Source organism: Corynebacterium sp. CCUG 65737 (assembly GCF_024454115.1).
Classification (GTDB): domain Bacteria; phylum Actinomycetota; class Actinomycetes; order Mycobacteriales; family Mycobacteriaceae; genus Corynebacterium; species Corynebacterium genitalium.
Genome location: NZ_JAGPZB010000001.1, coordinates 254,916 through 270,308 on the forward strand (window position 1 = coordinate 254,916; position 15,393 = coordinate 270,308).

Consider the following 15,393-nt stretch of genomic DNA (forward strand, 5'->3'; position numbering starts at 1 on the left):
GCCGGGCGGAGGGTGCAGCTGACGTTGGTTAGTAGTGATGGGTCAGACATGGCTATCCTTAAGCGCATGTGTGGAATCGTGGGATACGTAGGAGACCAGCAGGCACTCGGCATCGCGCTCGACGCCCTGAGGCGCATGGAGTACCGCGGGTATGACTCCGCCGGTATCGCTGTAGTGGGTCAAGGCAGCTTGGACGTCGCAAAGCGTGCGGGCAAACTGCAGAACCTCGAGGACAGAATCGTGGAAATTGGCGCAGAGAACCTGGCTGGCACCACGGCGATCGGGCACACCCGCTGGGCTACGCACGGCCGCCCGACGGATGAGAACGCGCACCCCCACATGTCGTTCGACGGCAAGGCTGCCATCGTCCACAACGGCATCATCGAGAACTTCGCGTCCCTGCGTGAGGAGTTGGAGCGCTCCGGGATTGAGATGCAGTCCGAAACGGACTCGGAGGTCGCTGCCCACCTGCTCGCTCTCGCCTATAACGAGGGGGAGACGGCGGGGGACTTCAAGGAGTCGTCGTTAAGCGTGCTGCGCAAGCTCGAGGGCGCGTTCACCATTCTCTTTGTGCACGCCGACCACCCGGACCAGATCATTGCCGCACGCCGCTCGACCCCGCTCATGGTCGGTGTGGGCGAGGGCGAAATGTTCCTCGGCAGCGACGTCGCCGCGTTCATCGAGTACACGAAGAACGCCGTGGAGCTCGAATCGGATTCCGTCGTGGTGATCACGAAGGACGACTACGAGGTGCTGCATTTCGACGGCACCCCGGCCCAGTCCAAGCCCTTCACCATCGACTGGGACTTGGAGGCTGCAGAAAAGGGCGGCTTCGATTCCTTCATGATGAAGGAGATCTACGAGCAACCGGCAGCTGTGCGCGACACCCTGGCCGGCCACTGGGACGGCGAGCGCGTCATCCTCGATGAGAACAGCATCTCTGAGCGTGAACTGCAGTCCTTCAACCAGGTCTTCGTGATCGCCTGCGGTTCCGCCTACCACTCCGGACTGGCTGCGAAGTACGCCATTGAGCACTGGGTGCGCATCCCGGTGCAGATCGAGGTGGCGTCCGAGTTCCGCTACCGCGACCCGGTGCTCGACGAGCGCACTCTGGTGCTGGCCATCTCCCAATCCGGCGAGACCGCCGACACCCTCGAGGCTGTCCGGCACGCCAAGACGCAGGGCGCGAAGGTGCTGGCGGTGTGCAACACCAACGGCTCCCAGATCCCGCGCGAGTCCGACGCTGTGCTCTACACCCACGCCGGACCGGAGATCGGTGTGGCGTCGACGAAGGCGTTTTTGGCGCAGGTCGCCGCGAACTACATCGTCGGTCTCGCACTCGCCCAGGCGAAGGGCACGAAGTACCCGGATGAGATCCGCGATATCTGGGCGGAACTCGAAGCCATCCCGGAGAAGATCGAGGCCGCGCTGGGTAACCACGACACGTGCAAGCACATTGCGGAAACCCTCGGTGCTGTGAAGACCATGCTCTTCCTCGGCCGTGGCGTCGGTTTCCCGATCGCGCTCGAGGGTGCGCTCAAGCTCAAGGAGCTGGCGTACATCCACGCCGAAGGCTTTGCCGCCGGCGAGCTCAAGCACGGCCCGATCGCGCTGATCGAAGACGACCTGCCCGTCGTGGTCATCGTCCCGAGCCCGCGCGGCGTGTCCCAGCTGCACTCCAAGATCGTCTCCAACATCCAGGAGATCCGCGCCCGCGGCGCCAAGACGATCGTCATCGCGGAAGAAGGCGACACCGCCGTCGAACCGTACGCGAACTGGCTCATGCGCATCCCGCAGTCGCCGACGATCATGCAGCCGCTGCTGGCCACCGTTCCGCTGCAGTTCCTCGCGGCGTTCATTGCACGCGAGTGCGGCAACGAGGACATTGACAAGCCGCGCAACCTGGCCAAGTCGGTCACTGTCGAGTAGCGCTTACAGATGCTTTCGGCCCTCGGGTTCGCCTTCGTCGACTCGATCAACCTTCTGCTCATTGGGGTGATCGTGGCGGTGGGCATCATTGTGCCGCGCGGCAGCAGCCAGTACGCGCGCACGGTGAGTCTGCTCATCGCCGGGGACTGGCTGGGTGTGGCGTCGCTCGCCTTCATCATGCTGGTGCTTTTCGACGGTCTCGGCTCGGTCGTCCACCGCTTCGTCGAAGGTCCGATCTTCGGGATCTTGTTGATTGCCACCGGCCTGGTCACCGGGCTCTTGGCTCTGCGCGGCGGGGACAACTCCGCCCTGGTGTCGCGCATTCTGGAACCGCTGCGCACCCCCTCGCCGACGACTGTTGTGGTCGGTTTCATCCTCGGGTTGATCCAGTCGGCCACGTCCGTGCCGTTCTACGGCGGATTGGCCGTGCTGTCGACGGCGGGGGTTGAGCTGGCGACCCGGTACACCTTCCTCATTCTCTACGCCACCGTTGCGTTGAGCCTGCCCACCGTGTGCGCTCTGCTCGTGGGGTGGGTGCGACGGGCCCCGCTCAGCCCCGCTGGCCGCGCCTTCGACTGGGCTCGCGACAACTCCGAAAAGGTCTCTCTTGGCGCGACCTGGTTCGTGGCGGCACTGCTGGTCTTGCTCGGTGTGATCCACTTCGTGTAGCCCGTGCGGGTGCGTGTGCGTACGCGGCGGGCCCTAAGCCTGCTCGCGGCGCCTAGAAGACTGCTGGCGCTTATTAGCCGCATCGCATACTTCTGACCAGCAGGTTCAGTTGAGCAGTATTCTGAAAAAGCCCGAGCAGTATTCCGGCAAGCGGGCCTTTGGCACAATATTCCCCATGAGTCCCGCCACACTCCACATCGACCTGGACGCGATCGCGCACAACACCGCCCTGCTCAAACGGGGTGCCGGTGCCGCGAAACTGATGTGCGTGGTCAAGGCGAATGCGTACAACCACGGGGTGGAGCGCGTCGTTCCGGTCATGGACAAGGCTGGAGCGGACGCGTTCGGGGTGGCCACCCTCGCCGAAGCCGCCCAGGTCAAACGTCTCACCGACAAGCCGGTCCTCGCATGGATGTGGGCCCCCGGCGAACCCATTCCTGCAGGCATCGAGGTCGGTGTCCCCACACTGACGCACCTGCGCACGCTTATCGACGTTTCCCCCCACACCCCCGTCCACCTCATGCTCGACACAGGCATGAACCGCTCCGGAATTGACGAGGAGGACTGGGCCGATGCGTTCGCGATAGCCACGAACGCTGGCCTCACTGTCAGGGGCGTGATGTCCCACCTTGCCTGCGCTGATGAACCGGGCAACCCGTTCAACACGGAGCAGTACGAGTCCTTTCAGCGTGGCATTGCCCTGGCCCGCAGCATGGGGCTGGACGTGCCGTGTAACCACCTGGCGAACTCTCCCGGCACGCTGTCCCGCAAGGAGCTGGCCTTCGAGCAGGTCCGGGCAGGAGTGGCGCTGTACGGGCTTGACCCCGTCGCGCCGGAAACAGGGCCGGAAGCAGCGCCCGGAACCGCGCCGAACACCGACTTCGACCGCGCCCAGCTGCGCCCGGCGATGACGTGGTCGGCGGAGATCGTCGCCGTGAAACGCATCGGAAAGGGTGAGGGTGCGAGCTACGGGCTGACGTGGACTGCGCCGGAGGACGGGTACACGGCGGTCGTGCCTGTTGGGTATGCCGACGGGCTTCCGCGCGCCTGGCAGGACGCGGTCGAGGTGACGGTGAACGGTGCGCGTTATCCGCAGGTCGGACGGGTGTGCATGGACCAGTTCATCGTTTGGCTCGGTGACAACGCAGCCAATGTGCAACCAGGAGACGCAGCTGTCATTTTCGGCGAGGGCGGCATGAGTGCGGCGGAGCTGGCGGACCGTGCTGGGACGATTCACTATGAGGTGGTGTGCTCCCCGTGCGGGCGAGTTGAGAGACAATACAGCCATGAAACCTCCCTTTGATCAGCCCGGGCGCACGGAATGCGCTACCGTCGAGGACACCCGCGCGTTCGGTAAGCAGCTCGGTGCGAGCCTGGAAGCAGGGGATATGGTCATCCTCGACGGCCCACTCGGGGCGGGCAAGACCACGCTGACGCAGGGAATTGCTCAGGGGATGGGGGTAAAAGGCCGGGTGACCAGCCCGACCTTCATCATCGCCAGAGAGCACAAGAACAACGGGGACGGCCCAGCGCTCGTGCACGTGGACGCCTACCGTCTGCTCGACAGCGTCGGTGGAACTGGCACGGCAGACCCGCTGGGAGAGCTCGACGCGCTCGACCTCGATTCGGAGTTGGAAGACGCGGTCGTGGTGGCGGAATGGGGTAGTGGGCTGGTGGAACAGTTGACCTCCCGCTACCTGGTGGTCACCCTCAACCGCGACGCTCTCGACGAGGGGCGGGTTATCTCGTGGGCGCCAGCGGGGTAGGGTTGGACGCATGCAAAAGCTCTCAGCAAGCCAGAAGGGCTGGACGGGAATCGTCATCGCGCTGTGGATCATCGCGTTGGTGGCCATGATGTTCCTCATGCCTAAGTCCTCGTCGTCGAAGAACGCTGCCGGGGAATCGACGCCCGTGTCGGAGGCGGATGCATCCGGTTCGCTTGTTTCTACGTTGGAGGAGATGGAGCCGTCGACAAGCGATGCGGTTGCAGCCGAGGTGATTGACCTGCGCTACGTCTACGGTGAGGACATCACGGCGTTCATTCCGCTGTGCAAGGAAGAGCCGCAGGAGCTTATCGACGCAAAGTTGAAGGCCGCTGAGAGCGTCAAGGACCAGATCGATCTCGAGTCCGGCAACAGCTACGTCCTGCTCACCTCGGATGTGGAGAAGGGCTTCGAGGCCGTGGACACCATCCCGAACGACGTGATGGACTTGTGCAACGGCAACTACTTCAACCAGTACGTCAGCACCGAGAACGGGTTCCCGGTGCACTGGGACGGCGACAAGTGGCGCTTCGGGCCGCGCGTGCAGTAGATGAACGTTCTGGCGATCGACACTGCGACGACGGATCTTGTCGCCGGGATCGTCGACACGGATACCGGCGGTGACGCCCGCGTTCTCGCGGAGGCGGTGACGGAAACCCGCGCGCACAACGAGCTGCTGGTGCCCACCGTCATGGAGCTGCTCTCACAGGCAGGGCTCGAGTTCAGTGATCTCGACGCTGTGGTTGTCGGCTGCGGCCCCGGCCCATTCACGGGCCTGCGCGTGGGCATGTCCACGGCCTCTGCTTTCGGGCAGGCACTGGGCATTCCGGTGCACGGTGTGTGCACCCACGATGCGGTCGCGGCTCTTGCGCAGCAGGAACACGGGGAGGGCAGCAGCCTGATCGTCACCGATGCCCGCCGCCGCGAGGTGTACTGGGCCCGCTACGAAGCCGCGCGGCGCGTGGCGGGGCCAGATGTCGTCGCACCCGCCGCGCTGAACGTGGCCCGTGCAGACGTGATCAGTTGCCCGGAAAGTTTGCGCGGACAGTTGCCCGCCGAGCTTATCGACGTCGCCCGCCACATCACCTACATCCCCCCGCATCCTGCGGGCCTCGTCGCAGTGGCTGACTTGGCCGCAACTCCCGAGCCGCTGGTGCCGCTGTATCTGCGTCGTCCGGACGCGAAGGAACCGGCTCCGAAGCCGAAGTCGCCGGCGATCCCGGACGTGGACGTGTAGATGTTCCTGCGTGAGTTGAAAAAGGCTGACGCGTCTGCCGTCGCCGCAATCGAGGCCGACCTGTTCGCTGACGAGAGTCCGTGGTCGCGTGATGTTTTCTTGGTGCAGTTCGCGCACCCGCACACGTTCTACGTCGGAGCGTTCGCAGGGGCTGAGAACGCGGAGGCGGAGCTGGTGGGCTACGCGGGCCTGGCCAAGCTCGGTCCCCGCAACGATCCCGAGTTCGAGGTGCACACCATCGCTGTAGCCCGCGAGCACCAAGGTGAGGGCATCGGCACGGTGCTCATGGAGCAGCTCGTGCATGTCGCGGACGCCTACGATGGGCAGATGTTTCTCGAGGTTCGCGTGGACAACACCGCGGCCATTAGGCTTTATGAGCAGTTCGGTTTCACCGAGATCGGCCTGCGCAAAGGCTACTACCAGCCGTCTGGCGCGGACGCGTACACCATGATGCGGCACAGTCTGAGCGAAAGGAGCGGAGCATGATTGTTCTCGGGATCGAGTCCTCCTGCGACGAGACAGGTGTCGGCATCATCCGTCTCGCGTCGGACGGAACGATGGAGGTGCTTGCCGACGTCGTAGCCTCATCGATGGCTGAACATGCCCGCTTTGGCGGTGTCGTCCCGGAGATTGCTTCGCGCGCCCACCTGGAGGCTATGCCGCAGGTGATGGAGGAGGCGCTGGGGCAAGCGGGCGTCGATAAGCCAGATGCTGTCGCCGCGACTGTCGGCCCAGGGCTCGCCGGCGCTTTGCTCGTGGGGGCCTCTGCCGCGAAGGCGTACGCCGCAGCGTGGGGTGTGCCGTTCTACGGGGTCAACCACCTCGGCGGGCACGTCGCGGTGGCCAACTTGGATGGGGCTGAGGAATTGCCGCACTCCATCGCGCTGCTTGTCTCCGGCGGGCACACGCAGCTTCTTGAGGTGGATGCCGTGGGCAAGCCGATGCGCGAATTGGGCAGCACGCCTGACGACGCTGCTGGCGAGGCCTACGACAAAGTCGCCCGGCTTTTGGGACTCGGGTATCCGGGCGGGCCGGTGATCGACAAGCTGGCGGCGCAGGGAAATCCGGACGCGATCCGGTTCCCGCGCGGGCTGTCGCGTGCCGAGGATCTGCGCGGCGAGCACCGCTACGACTTCTCCTTCTCCGGATTGAAAACTGCTGTAGCGCGGTACGTTGAGGCGGCGGAGCGGGACGGCGCCGTCATCTCCATCGAGGATGTGTGCGCCTCGTTCCAGGAGGCTGTCGTCGACGTGCTCACCGCGAAAGCAATGATGGCCTGCGAGGACACCGGTGCGCGCACGCTGCTGCTTGGCGGGGGAGTCGCGGCGAACTCCCGCCTGCGGGCAGTAGCTGAGCAACGCTGTGCGGCGGCCGGAGTTGAACTGCGTGTGCCGCGATTCAAGCTCTGCACGGACAACGGGGTCATGATCGCGGCGTTGGCCGCACAGCTGATTCACGAGGGTGCAGAACCGTCGCCGCTGTCGACGGCCACAGACACTGCCCTCGAGGTGGAAACGCCACTGGTCACCGGCTAGGTGGTGCCAGCGATGCGCTTGCCGAGCGCACGTGGGCATTTAGAGCTAACGTGAAGATGATTCACGCAGAAACACCACCCATAAACTGTGAAAGGACCTCTAGCTATGAGCTCTCGTAAGGACCACGAGCGTTTCGGTTTCCTGGTGTACCCGGACCTGACCTACCACCGCATTGTCTTCGGCACCGGTAGCGCCGAGCAGTTCCTCGGCCCGACCGTGCAGGAGCAGGTCGAGGTCGCATTCGTCCAGCAGGACAACGAGTTCCAGGCGATCTACTCCCCGGAGGCCCGTGAGCAATGCGCAGCCCCGAACCCGGTCGCGTCGATGGCCCGCAACCAGGCAGCCACCGACAACCCGAACTTCCTCACCGACCCGGTGCACGCTATCTCCGGTCCGGTGATCTTCACCGGCCGCGGCGGCAAGAGCATTGACGACGAGATTGTCACCCAGATCAAGCAAGCCATCCGTGCTGTGCGCAACTTCATCAACGACAACGGTGAAGAGTACGAGCTGTGGCGCAACGCCGTGCTCAACATGGGCTCCCCGCAGGAGTAGACCTGCTGTAGAGCTTCGGGCCTTAACCCTCGGGCCGGGTAGACGTGGAGTTCGCTGCAGGCGGACACTGCGGACTCGGCCCTTGTTGTTACCTAGCACTCGCGAGGGTAGAGTGCTAACCAGGTTTTGGGCACAGTTTGTTCACCCGCGACGACGGCTGCGCACCGACCGAAGAAGAAACCAAGTCTGAAACGAAAGGTTTTCAAACCGTGGCAAACGTCAACATCAAGCCCCTGGAGGACAAGATCCTCGTCCAGATCGTCGAGGCTGAAACCACCACCGCCTCCGGCCTGGTCATTCCGGACTCCGCTCAGGAGAAGCCGCAGGAAGCGACCGTCATCGCCGTCGGCCCGGGCCGCTGGGACGACGAGGGTGAGCACCGTATTCCGGTGGACGTCAAGGAAGGCGACACCGTGATCTTCTCCAAGTACGGCGGCACCGAGCTGAAGTACGACGGCGAGGAGTACCTCCTGCTGTCTGCTCGTGACCTGCTGGCCGTCGTCGAAAAGTAAAAGGCGGGATTAATCCCCAATGGCAAAACTGATTGCATTTGATCAGGAGGCCCGCGAGGGCATCCAGCGCGGCGTGGACACGCTGGCTGACTCCGTGCGCGTCACGCTCGGCCCCCGCGGCCGCAACGTCGTGCTGGACAAGGCTTTCGGCGGCCCCGTCGTGACCAATGACGGCGTGACCATCGCCCGCGAGGTCGACCTCGAGGATCCCTTCGAGAACCTCGGTGCGCAGCTGGTCAAGTCCGTCGCTGTGAAAACCAACGACATCGCCGGTGACGGCACCACTACCGCGACACTGCTCGCTCAGGCCCTGGTCAACGAAGGTCTGCGCAACGTCGCTGCCGGCGCCAACCCGATTGAGTTGAACAAGGGCATCTCCGCAGCCACTGAGAAGGTTGTCGAGGAGCTCAAGGCCCGCGCCACCGACGTCTCCTCCAGCGAGGAAATCGCGAACGTGGCCACCGTCTCCTCCCGCGACCCAGAGGTCGGCGAGATGGTCTCCGGCGCCATGGACAAGGTGGGCAAGGACGGCGTTCTCACCGTTGAGGAGTCCCAGTCCATCGACTCCTACGTGGACGTTACCGAAGGAATCTCCTTTGAGAAGGGCTTCCTGTCCCCGTACTTCATGACCGACCCGGAGGCCGGCCAGGCTGTCCTGGAGAACCCGCTGGTTCTGCTGGTGCGCAACAAGATCTCCTCCCTGCCGGAGTTCCTTCCGGTGCTGGAAAAGGTCGTGGCCACCTCCCGTCCGCTGCTCATCATCGCCGAGGACGTTGAGGGCGAGCCGCTGCAGACCCTCGTGGTCAACTCCATCCGCGGCGCCCTCAAGGTCGTCGCCGTGAAGTCCCCGTACTTCGGTGAGCGCCGCGCAGCATTCATGGACGACCTCGCTGTGGTCACCGAGGCCACCGTGGTCGATCCGGAGCTGGGCATCAATCTCAAGGACATCGAGCTCGACGTCCTGGGTAGCGCTCGCCGCGTCGCCGTGGACAAGGATGACACCGTCATTGTCGACGGCGCAGGTTCCGCCGAGGCAGTGGAGAACCGCCGCGGCCAGATCCGCCGCGAGATCGAGAACACCGACTCCACCTGGGACAAGGAAAAGGCCGAGGAGCGCTTGGCCAAGCTCTCCGGCGGCATCGCCGTCATTCGCGTCGGCGCGCCGACCGAGACCGAGGTCAACGAGCGCAAGCTGCGCGTCGAGGACGCTATCAACGCTGCCCGCGCCGCCGCACAGGAAGGCATCATCGCCGGCGGTGGTTCCGCACTGGTGCAGATCGCGAACGAGCTGCAGAAGTATGCGGAAGAGTTCGACGGCGAGCAGAAGGTCGGCGTCCAGGCTGTCGCCCGCGCACTGACCAAGCCCGCTTTCTGGATCGCCGAGAACGCCGGTCTGGACGGATCCGTGGTCGTGTCCAAGATCGCTGAGCTGCCCAACGGTGAAGGCTTCAACGCCGCCACCCTCGAGTACGGCAACCTCATCGAGCAGGGCATCATCGACCCCGTCAAGGTCACCCACTCCGCAGTGGTCAACGCTGCGTCTGTGGCACGCATGGTGCTCACGACCGAGGCATCGGTCGTGGATAAGCCTGCCGAAGAAGACGAGCACGCAGGGCACCAGCACTAGAGCTGCACGCCCGCGCGTGATCGCGCAGCAAACGCCCCATCGGAACACGGTGGGGCGTTTTGCTGTGCCGGACGCGCCTAGCGTGCGGCGACGGCGACCTTCTTGCCGCCGCGGCTGCGGTTGCCGCGCAAAGTGGCGTGACGCTCAGACTCGCTCATACCGCCCCAAATGCCGTACGGCTCAGCGACAGCGAGAGCGTGGGCGCGGCACTGCTCGAGCACCGGGCAGCCCAAGCAAATAGCTTTCGCCCGGTTCTCGCGCTGGGTGCGGGCACGGCCGCGCTCCCCGTCCGGGTGGTAGAAGACATCGGACGCCTCTCCGCGGCAAGCGCCGTGGAGCTGCCAATCCCAAAAATCAGCGTTGGGGCCGGGCAGTTGCGAAGGCATGGACATCGTAGGCATTCTTTGCGGTCTCCTGAGGTAGCGATCCGTTCGTGCTTTGCTTGATGGGGAGCCAAGCACCGACAAGGGAGTGTTCACTGTGCGGGTAAACAACGGGTTTCTGTCAGGTGTCGCCCAGTTTGAACACAGAGAGTTCGGCATTCTGGCGCGTCGATAAGCAGCGAAAATGTGCCAAGGTTAAAGCTCGGTGAATTATTCTTAGTTTTCCAGTTGGGGGTGTCGGGGAGTATGCGTACGATGGACGGGTCCCTGGCAACGAGCGAGCAAAGGAGAGGCGTGTCAGGAGTAGACACCGACAGCCGGCTGGCTCACCTTGTACCGCGAGCACAAGAGGGGGACCGTCGAGCGTTAGAAGACATCATTCGAGTCGTGCACCCCATGGTGCTGCGGTACTGCCGTGCGCGCATCAACGGCGGCCGCACACCCACGGCGGAAGACGTCGCTCAAGAGGTGTGCCTCGCTGTGGCAACGTCTGTGGACAAGTACAAGGACACGGGCAAGCCGTTCATGGCTTTCGTTTACGGCATCGCGTTCAACAAAGTCACGGACGCTCATCGGGCTCTTTCGCGCGACAAAGCAAACCCCACAGATGAGGTTCCTGACCAGGAGTTTTCCGGTCTCACGCCCGAGGATGCGGCGATGCAGATGGAAGGTAGTAACGCTGCGCGTGAATTGCTCGATCAACTAAGTGAGAAGGCGCGTGAGATTATCGTTTTGCGCGTGTTTGTCGGTCTTTCCGCCGAAGAGACAGCGGAAATCACCGGCAGTACAGCCGGTGCAGTCCGCGTCGCCCAACACCGAGCCTTGGCCACCCTGCGCAAGGCTCTCGAGAAGAAGCAAGGAGGGTAGCCGTGAAACCTCAAGATGCACACCGCAGCGATGAATTCCTGACAGCGCTGTCCCACGGTATTGACCCGTCCGACGGCCAAGACCAGCTGGCTACTCTCTTCTTGGAGCTGCGCGACGACGTTGAAGCGCCGATGCCGGAGGCTCCGACGTTGGAGGCCCCAGCGACGGAGGAGCTGATGCCGGTGGCCCCGATGCCGGAGGACCCGACGGTAGGGGAGCCTCTGGCGGGGGAACCGTTCTTGGACGAGTCGCTCTCGGACGAGCTGCTTGACGACGACTTGCTTGATGACGACGTGGATGCGGCCGTCGCCCCGGTACCGCTCGACGTTGAGCGCAAGAAGCGCCGCAGTTACCGCACCAGCCCATGGATGGCAGGTCTGGTCGGTGCAGCCGCCGCCACGGTCATGGTGGCCGGCACCGGTGCTGCGCTGTACAACGCCACCCCGGATTCACCGCTGTGGGGCCCGTCCCAGAAGCTGTTCGGTGGAAATACCGATTATGTGGAGCTGGCCAGCACGCTCGATGAGATCGACTCGAAGGCTGAAGAAGGCGACATCGAAGGTGCCCGCAGCCTGATCGAGCAACTGCGCTCGAGTTTGAAGGCGGAGCGCAGTGACCGCGGCGATCGCGGCAACTCGCAGCGCGGTACCACCTCGACCCCGCGTCCGGACAAGGAAACGGTCACGGTCACCACTGAGCGGAAGAAAGACGACGCAGAACGTCCGGCTTCCCAGCCGCCTGCACCAGATACCGTCACGGTGACAGTCGTGGTCACCGAGCCAGCAGCGACTGCGAACCCGGGCACTCAGCCGGCACCATCCAACGCTGCAACGCAAGCCCCGGCGCCGGCGCCGGCACCTGCGCCAGCTCCGTCTTCGGCCCCATCCGGGCCAGCACCGTCAGCGGCCCCGTCGAGCCCGGCCGCATCCTCCGACCAGGCAGGCTAACTAGCTGCGGTCTCGTGCTGCGTTAGCGCGCGTCGAGTCCGTCCAGGTAGCCCAGGGCGTAATCCCACGGCACATAAGCACGCTCGTTCGGTTCCGCGCTCGGCTCGTGGACCGGCGGCAGCTCGTTGTTGAGGTTGGCGATCATGTTGTTGATCATGATGTCCCAGTCATAGAAATGCACTTCATCGCAGTCTTCGCACATGAAGTAGATGCCTAGGATTCCGCGGGGGCCCAAGACTTCCTTGAACTCGCGGGTCTGGGCGAGGTCGCGGATGACGGCCTGGCGCTCCTCGGGCGTCAGTGGCTCCACGACCTCGTCGTCTTCGATGAAGGATGCCGGATCGTTGGGATCGTCGGCGAAGGGGTCGCGCGGCATCATGGAGTCAAAGTTCACGCCTTTCACCCTATTGCGGATCGGGGCGGAAGGACAATCGCGGGGTGTGGGCGCAAGGCACTATGCTATCTGCGTAAGTGCTTGAAGCGGTTGTAAGAAAGGGAGCGATAGGGCATGTCCAGCGAAGCCAATCAGCGAGTACACACCGGTGGGGACGACCCGAACAAGATCGCCCTGCGCGGCCTGACTTTCGACGACGTGCTGCTGCTCCCGGCAGAGTCCCACATCGTTCCCGGTGAAGTGGACACCTCCGCCCAGTTCAGCCGCAACATCCGCCTGGGCATCCCGGTTGCTTCCGCCGCAATGGACACCGTCACCGAGTCCCGCATGGCTATCGCCATGGCCCGCCAGGGCGGCATCGGCGTGCTGCACCGCAACCTGTCCGCCGAAGATCAAGCAGAGCACGTCGATGTGGTGAAGCGTTCGGAATCCGGCATGGTCACCGACCCGGTCACCGCGTCGCCGGACATGACCATCGCTGACGTGGATGCGCTGTGCGCCCGCTTCCGAATCTCCGGCCTGCCGGTCGTCGACGGCGACGGAGTGCTCGTCGGCATCATCACCAACCGCGACATGCGTTTCGAGCCGGACTTCTCCCGCCCGGTTGCCCAGGTCATGACTCCGATGCCGCTCGTCGTCGCCGAAGACGGCGTGAGCAAGGAAGAGGCGCTGAAGCTGCTGTCCGCCAACAAGGTGGAGAAGCTGCCAATCGTCGATAAGCAGGGCAAACTCACGGGCCTGATCACCGTGAAGGACTTTGTGAAGACCGAGCAGTTCCCGAACGCGTCCAAGGACTCCGAGGGGCGTTTGCTGGTCGCTGCGGGCATCGGCACAGGCGAGGACTCCTACTCCCGCGCGGGGCTGCTTGTCGACGCTGGCGTGGACGCCCTCATCGTCGACTCCGCCCACGCCCACAACAACCGGGTTTTGGAAATGGTGGCGCGCGTGAAGAAGGACTTCGGCGACCGCGTCGATGTCGTCGGCGGCAACCTAGCCACCCGCGAAGCCGCCGCCGCAATGATCGAAGCCGGTGCGGACGCCATCAAGGTCGGCATCGGCCCGGGCTCCATTTGCACCACGCGTGTTGTCGCCGGTGTGGGCGCCCCGCAAATTACTTCCATCCTGGAAGCGTCCGTTCCTGCCCACCAGGCTGGCGTGCCCATCATCGCCGACGGCGGTATGCAGCACTCCGGTGACGTGGCCAAGGCGCTCGCGGCTGGTGCATCGACCGTCATGCTCGGCTCGATGCTCGCCGGCACGAAGGAAGCCCCAGGCGAGATCGTCGTTGTGGGTGGCAAGCAGTACAAGCGCTACCGCGGCATGGGTTCCATGGGTGCGATGCAGGGCCGCGGCCTGACAGGGGAGAAGCGTTCCTTCTCCAAGGACCGCTACTTCCAGGCTGACGTCACCAGCGAGGACAAGCTCGTGCCAGAAGGCATTGAAGGCCGCGTGCCCTACCGCGGCGAGCTGGACTCCATTACCCACCAGATCGTCGGCGGCTTGCGCGCAGCCATGGGCTACACCGGCTCCGCCTCCATTGAGGAACTGCAGACCAAACGCTTTGTGCAGATCACCGCCGCTGGCCTGCGCGAGTCCCACCCGCACGACATCACGCAGACTGTCGAAGCTCCGAACTACCGCGGGTGAGGGCGGCAGTTCGGCGGAGAAAAGAGAGAAAGACGCATGCGCGACTACGTTGAGATCGGCATCGGCCGCGAGGCCCGCCGCGCCTACAATCTGCGGGATATCGGGATCGTGCCCGCGCGCCGCACTCGTTCCTCGAAGGACGTGGACCTGAGCTGGCATATCGACGCCTACACTTTCGACATCCCTTTCGCCTCCCACCCAACCGACGCTCTGGCTAGCCCTGAGTTCGTCATCGAGATGGGCAAGCAGGGTGGGCTCGGCGTGATTGACGCAGAAGGTCTGTGGGGACGCCACGCCGACCTCGACTCTGCGATCAAGAAGGTCATTGCTCCGCTGATCTTCGCCGACCCCGATCCGATGGATCTGCGTCAGCCCGGCGTGGCTGAGCTTCAGGAGCTGCATTCCGCCCCCATCGACACCGACTTGCTGACCGAACGCATCGCCCAGGTGCGCGACTCCGGCGTCACCGTCGCCGTCCGTGTGAGCCCCCAAAACGCCCGCGAGCTCGCACCGGTCGTGGTCAAGGCCGGCGCGGAGATCCTGTTCATCCAGGGCGAGATCATTTCCGCCGAGCATGTCCAGGAGGGCGGCAAACCGCTCAACCTCAAAGAGTTCATCGGCTCCCTCGATGTTCCCGTCATCGCCGGCGGTGTGGCCGACTACACCACCGCGCTGCACCTCATGCGCGCCGGCGCGGCCGGCATCATCGTCGGACAGGGCGCGACCACCTCGTCGGTCGCTTTGGGCATCGACACGCATCTGGCTACCCAGATCGCCGACGCGGCAGCCGCGCGCCGCGAATACCTCGACGAGACCGAAGGCCGCTACGTGCACATCATCGCCGACGGCGACCTTGCCACCAGCGGCGAGATCGCACGCGGCGTCGCGTGCGGCGCCGACGCTGTCATGCTCGGCAGTGCGCTCGCCGGCGCCGCTGAGGCGGCGGGCCGCGGCTACTACTGGCAGCCGCAAACCGCTCACCCGCGCTTTCCGCGCGGCACGATTTCCAACGCCGTGGACGGCTCCGGTTTCGGTTTCGGCCTCGGGTGGTACTCCACGGAAGGAGACACCCCCGCAGATCAAGAGCGCGCCCGCGAAGAGATGTTGGACAAAATCGGCGAAGGCCGTCCGAGCCTGGAGTCCATTCTCCACGGGCCGAGCACCAGCACCTGGGGCCACTCCAACTTCGTCGGCGGCCTGCGCCGCGCGATGGCGAAGTGCGGGTACACAGACATCAAGAGCTTCCAAAAAGTCGACATCGCAGTCGCCAACTAGCTGCACGCTTTCGTAGCCGACAACGCCCGGTGGATCTCCAATGATCCCCGGGC

17 protein-coding genes are annotated in these 15,393 nt (G+C 64.4%); 15 read left to right on the plus strand and 2 right to left on the minus strand.

Features of this window, described 5'->3' with window-relative positions:
- Positions 1-66: 66 nt before the first annotated feature.
- The 11 genes from glmS to groL all read left to right on the plus strand — a co-directional run bounded on the left by glmS (position 67) and on the right by groL (position 9,827).
- Positions 67-1,929: a glutamine--fructose-6-phosphate transaminase (isomerizing) gene (gene glmS, locus KBX17_RS01360; protein ID WP_256018302.1), complete on the plus strand. Its 1,863-nt coding sequence runs from the start codon at positions 67-69 to the stop codon at positions 1,927-1,929.
- Positions 1,930-1,938: 9 nt separating this feature from the next.
- Entirely contained in the window at positions 1,939-2,598 is a 660-nt protein-coding gene (locus tag KBX17_RS01365; RefSeq protein ID WP_255998060.1) for a hypothetical protein, read from the plus strand.
- Between the two features lie 175 nt (positions 2,599-2,773).
- Positions 2,774-3,901: an alanine racemase gene (gene alr, locus KBX17_RS01370; protein ID WP_256002281.1), complete on the plus strand. Its 1,128-nt coding sequence runs from the start codon at positions 2,774-2,776 to the stop codon at positions 3,899-3,901.
- A complete protein-coding gene (tsaE, locus tag KBX17_RS01375; protein WP_256018157.1) occupies positions 3,885-4,364 on the plus strand; it encodes a tRNA (adenosine(37)-N6)-threonylcarbamoyltransferase complex ATPase subunit type 1 TsaE in 480 nt (159 codons plus the stop codon). Before alr ends, tsaE begins: the two co-directional genes overlap by 17 nt.
- A gap of 10 nt (positions 4,365-4,374) precedes the next feature.
- Positions 4,375-4,911: a hypothetical protein gene (locus KBX17_RS01380; protein ID WP_255994442.1), complete on the plus strand. Its 537-nt coding sequence runs from the start codon at positions 4,375-4,377 to the stop codon at positions 4,909-4,911.
- The gene (gene tsaB / locus KBX17_RS01385; RefSeq protein ID WP_256018159.1) at positions 4,912-5,598 is read left to right on the plus strand and encodes a tRNA (adenosine(37)-N6)-threonylcarbamoyltransferase complex dimerization subunit type 1 TsaB; all 687 of its coding nucleotides are present in this window, start codon (positions 4,912-4,914) and stop codon (positions 5,596-5,598) included.
- Entirely contained in the window at positions 5,599-6,084 is a 486-nt protein-coding gene (gene rimI / locus KBX17_RS01390) for a ribosomal protein S18-alanine N-acetyltransferase (protein ID WP_256018160.1), read from the plus strand.
- Positions 6,081-7,133 carry a tRNA (adenosine(37)-N6)-threonylcarbamoyltransferase complex transferase subunit TsaD gene (gene tsaD / locus KBX17_RS01395; protein ID WP_256018162.1) on the plus strand — a complete coding sequence of 351 codons (1,053 nt, stop codon included), beginning with the start codon at positions 6,081-6,083 and terminating at the stop codon, positions 7,131-7,133. Before rimI ends, tsaD begins: the two co-directional genes overlap by 4 nt.
- Before the next feature lie 105 nt (positions 7,134-7,238).
- Positions 7,239-7,688 (plus strand): hypothetical protein, encoded by a 450-nt coding sequence (locus KBX17_RS01400; protein WP_005286548.1) that lies wholly within the window; start codon positions 7,239-7,241, stop codon positions 7,686-7,688.
- A gap of 209 nt (positions 7,689-7,897) precedes the next feature.
- A complete protein-coding gene (groES, locus tag KBX17_RS01405; protein ID WP_040423912.1) occupies positions 7,898-8,200 on the plus strand; it encodes a co-chaperone GroES in 303 nt (100 codons plus the stop codon).
- Between the two features lie 19 nt (positions 8,201-8,219).
- On the plus strand, positions 8,220-9,827 hold the full coding sequence (gene groL / locus KBX17_RS01410; RefSeq protein WP_256018163.1) for a chaperonin GroEL: 1,608 nt from the start codon (positions 8,220-8,222) through the stop codon (positions 9,825-9,827).
- A 77-nt stretch (positions 9,828-9,904) separates the two neighbouring features.
- Here the strand turns inward: groL and KBX17_RS01415 are convergent, their stop codons facing one another.
- Entirely contained in the window at positions 9,905-10,219 is a 315-nt protein-coding gene (locus KBX17_RS01415; protein ID WP_040423419.1) for a WhiB family transcriptional regulator, read from the minus strand.
- Between the two features lie 246 nt (positions 10,220-10,465).
- Between KBX17_RS01415 and KBX17_RS01420 the strand changes: the two genes are divergently transcribed.
- Both KBX17_RS01420 and KBX17_RS01425 read left to right on the plus strand, forming a co-directional pair.
- The gene (locus KBX17_RS01420) at positions 10,466-11,077 is read left to right on the plus strand and encodes a sigma-70 family RNA polymerase sigma factor (protein WP_256018165.1); all 612 of its coding nucleotides are present in this window, start codon (positions 10,466-10,468) and stop codon (positions 11,075-11,077) included.
- A 2-nt stretch (positions 11,078-11,079) separates the two neighbouring features.
- On the plus strand, positions 11,080-12,024 hold the full coding sequence (locus KBX17_RS01425; protein WP_005286535.1) for a hypothetical protein: 945 nt from the start codon (positions 11,080-11,082) through the stop codon (positions 12,022-12,024).
- A gap of 22 nt (positions 12,025-12,046) precedes the next feature.
- On the opposite strand, the gene KBX17_RS01430 is transcribed toward KBX17_RS01425, so the two are convergent.
- The gene (locus tag KBX17_RS01430; protein WP_040423417.1) at positions 12,047-12,418 is read right to left on the minus strand and encodes a DUF5319 domain-containing protein; all 372 of its coding nucleotides are present in this window, start codon (positions 12,416-12,418) and stop codon (positions 12,047-12,049) included.
- 114 nt (positions 12,419-12,532) lie between these two features.
- On the opposite strand from KBX17_RS01430, the gene guaB reads away from it, so the two are divergent.
- Together guaB and KBX17_RS01440 are read left to right on the plus strand one after the other, a co-directional pair.
- Positions 12,533-14,065, plus strand: a complete 1,533-nt coding sequence (gene guaB, locus KBX17_RS01435; protein ID WP_256018167.1) for an IMP dehydrogenase — start codon at positions 12,533-12,535, stop codon at positions 14,063-14,065.
- A 36-nt stretch (positions 14,066-14,101) separates the two neighbouring features.
- On the plus strand, positions 14,102-15,340 hold the full coding sequence (locus tag KBX17_RS01440) for a GuaB3 family IMP dehydrogenase-related protein (protein WP_256018168.1): 1,239 nt from the start codon (positions 14,102-14,104) through the stop codon (positions 15,338-15,340).
- Positions 15,341-15,393 lie beyond the last annotated feature (53 nt).

What these genes read in the sequence shown, in the direction of transcription:
- glmS (WP_256018302.1), top strand. Translation starts at nt 67, where the DNA reads ATGTGTGGAATCGTGGGATACGTAGGAGACCAGCAGGCACTCGGCATC.
- KBX17_RS01365 (WP_255998060.1), top strand. Translation starts at nt 1,939, where the DNA reads ATGCTTTCGGCCCTCGGGTTCGCCTTCGTCGACTCGATCAACCTTCTG.
- alr (WP_256002281.1), top strand. Translation starts at nt 2,774, where the DNA reads ATGAGTCCCGCCACACTCCACATCGACCTGGACGCGATCGCGCACAAC.
- tsaE (WP_256018157.1), top strand. Translation starts at nt 3,885, where the DNA reads ATGAAACCTCCCTTTGATCAGCCCGGGCGCACGGAATGCGCTACCGTC.
- KBX17_RS01380 (WP_255994442.1), top strand. Translation starts at nt 4,375, where the DNA reads ATGCAAAAGCTCTCAGCAAGCCAGAAGGGCTGGACGGGAATCGTCATC.
- tsaB (WP_256018159.1), top strand. Translation starts at nt 4,912, where the DNA reads ATGAACGTTCTGGCGATCGACACTGCGACGACGGATCTTGTCGCCGGG.
- rimI (WP_256018160.1), top strand. Translation starts at nt 5,599, where the DNA reads ATGTTCCTGCGTGAGTTGAAAAAGGCTGACGCGTCTGCCGTCGCCGCA.
- tsaD (WP_256018162.1), top strand. Translation starts at nt 6,081, where the DNA reads ATGATTGTTCTCGGGATCGAGTCCTCCTGCGACGAGACAGGTGTCGGC.
- KBX17_RS01400 (WP_005286548.1), top strand. Translation starts at nt 7,239, where the DNA reads ATGAGCTCTCGTAAGGACCACGAGCGTTTCGGTTTCCTGGTGTACCCG.
- groL (WP_256018163.1), top strand. Translation starts at nt 8,220, where the DNA reads ATGGCAAAACTGATTGCATTTGATCAGGAGGCCCGCGAGGGCATCCAG.
- KBX17_RS01415 (WP_040423419.1), bottom strand. Translation starts at nt 10,219, where the DNA reads ATGTCCATGCCTTCGCAACTGCCCGGCCCCAACGCTGATTTTTGGGAT.
- KBX17_RS01420 (WP_256018165.1), top strand. Translation starts at nt 10,466, where the DNA reads ATGGACGGGTCCCTGGCAACGAGCGAGCAAAGGAGAGGCGTGTCAGGA.
- guaB (WP_256018167.1), top strand. Translation starts at nt 12,533, where the DNA reads ATGTCCAGCGAAGCCAATCAGCGAGTACACACCGGTGGGGACGACCCG.
- KBX17_RS01440 (WP_256018168.1), top strand. Translation starts at nt 14,102, where the DNA reads ATGCGCGACTACGTTGAGATCGGCATCGGCCGCGAGGCCCGCCGCGCC.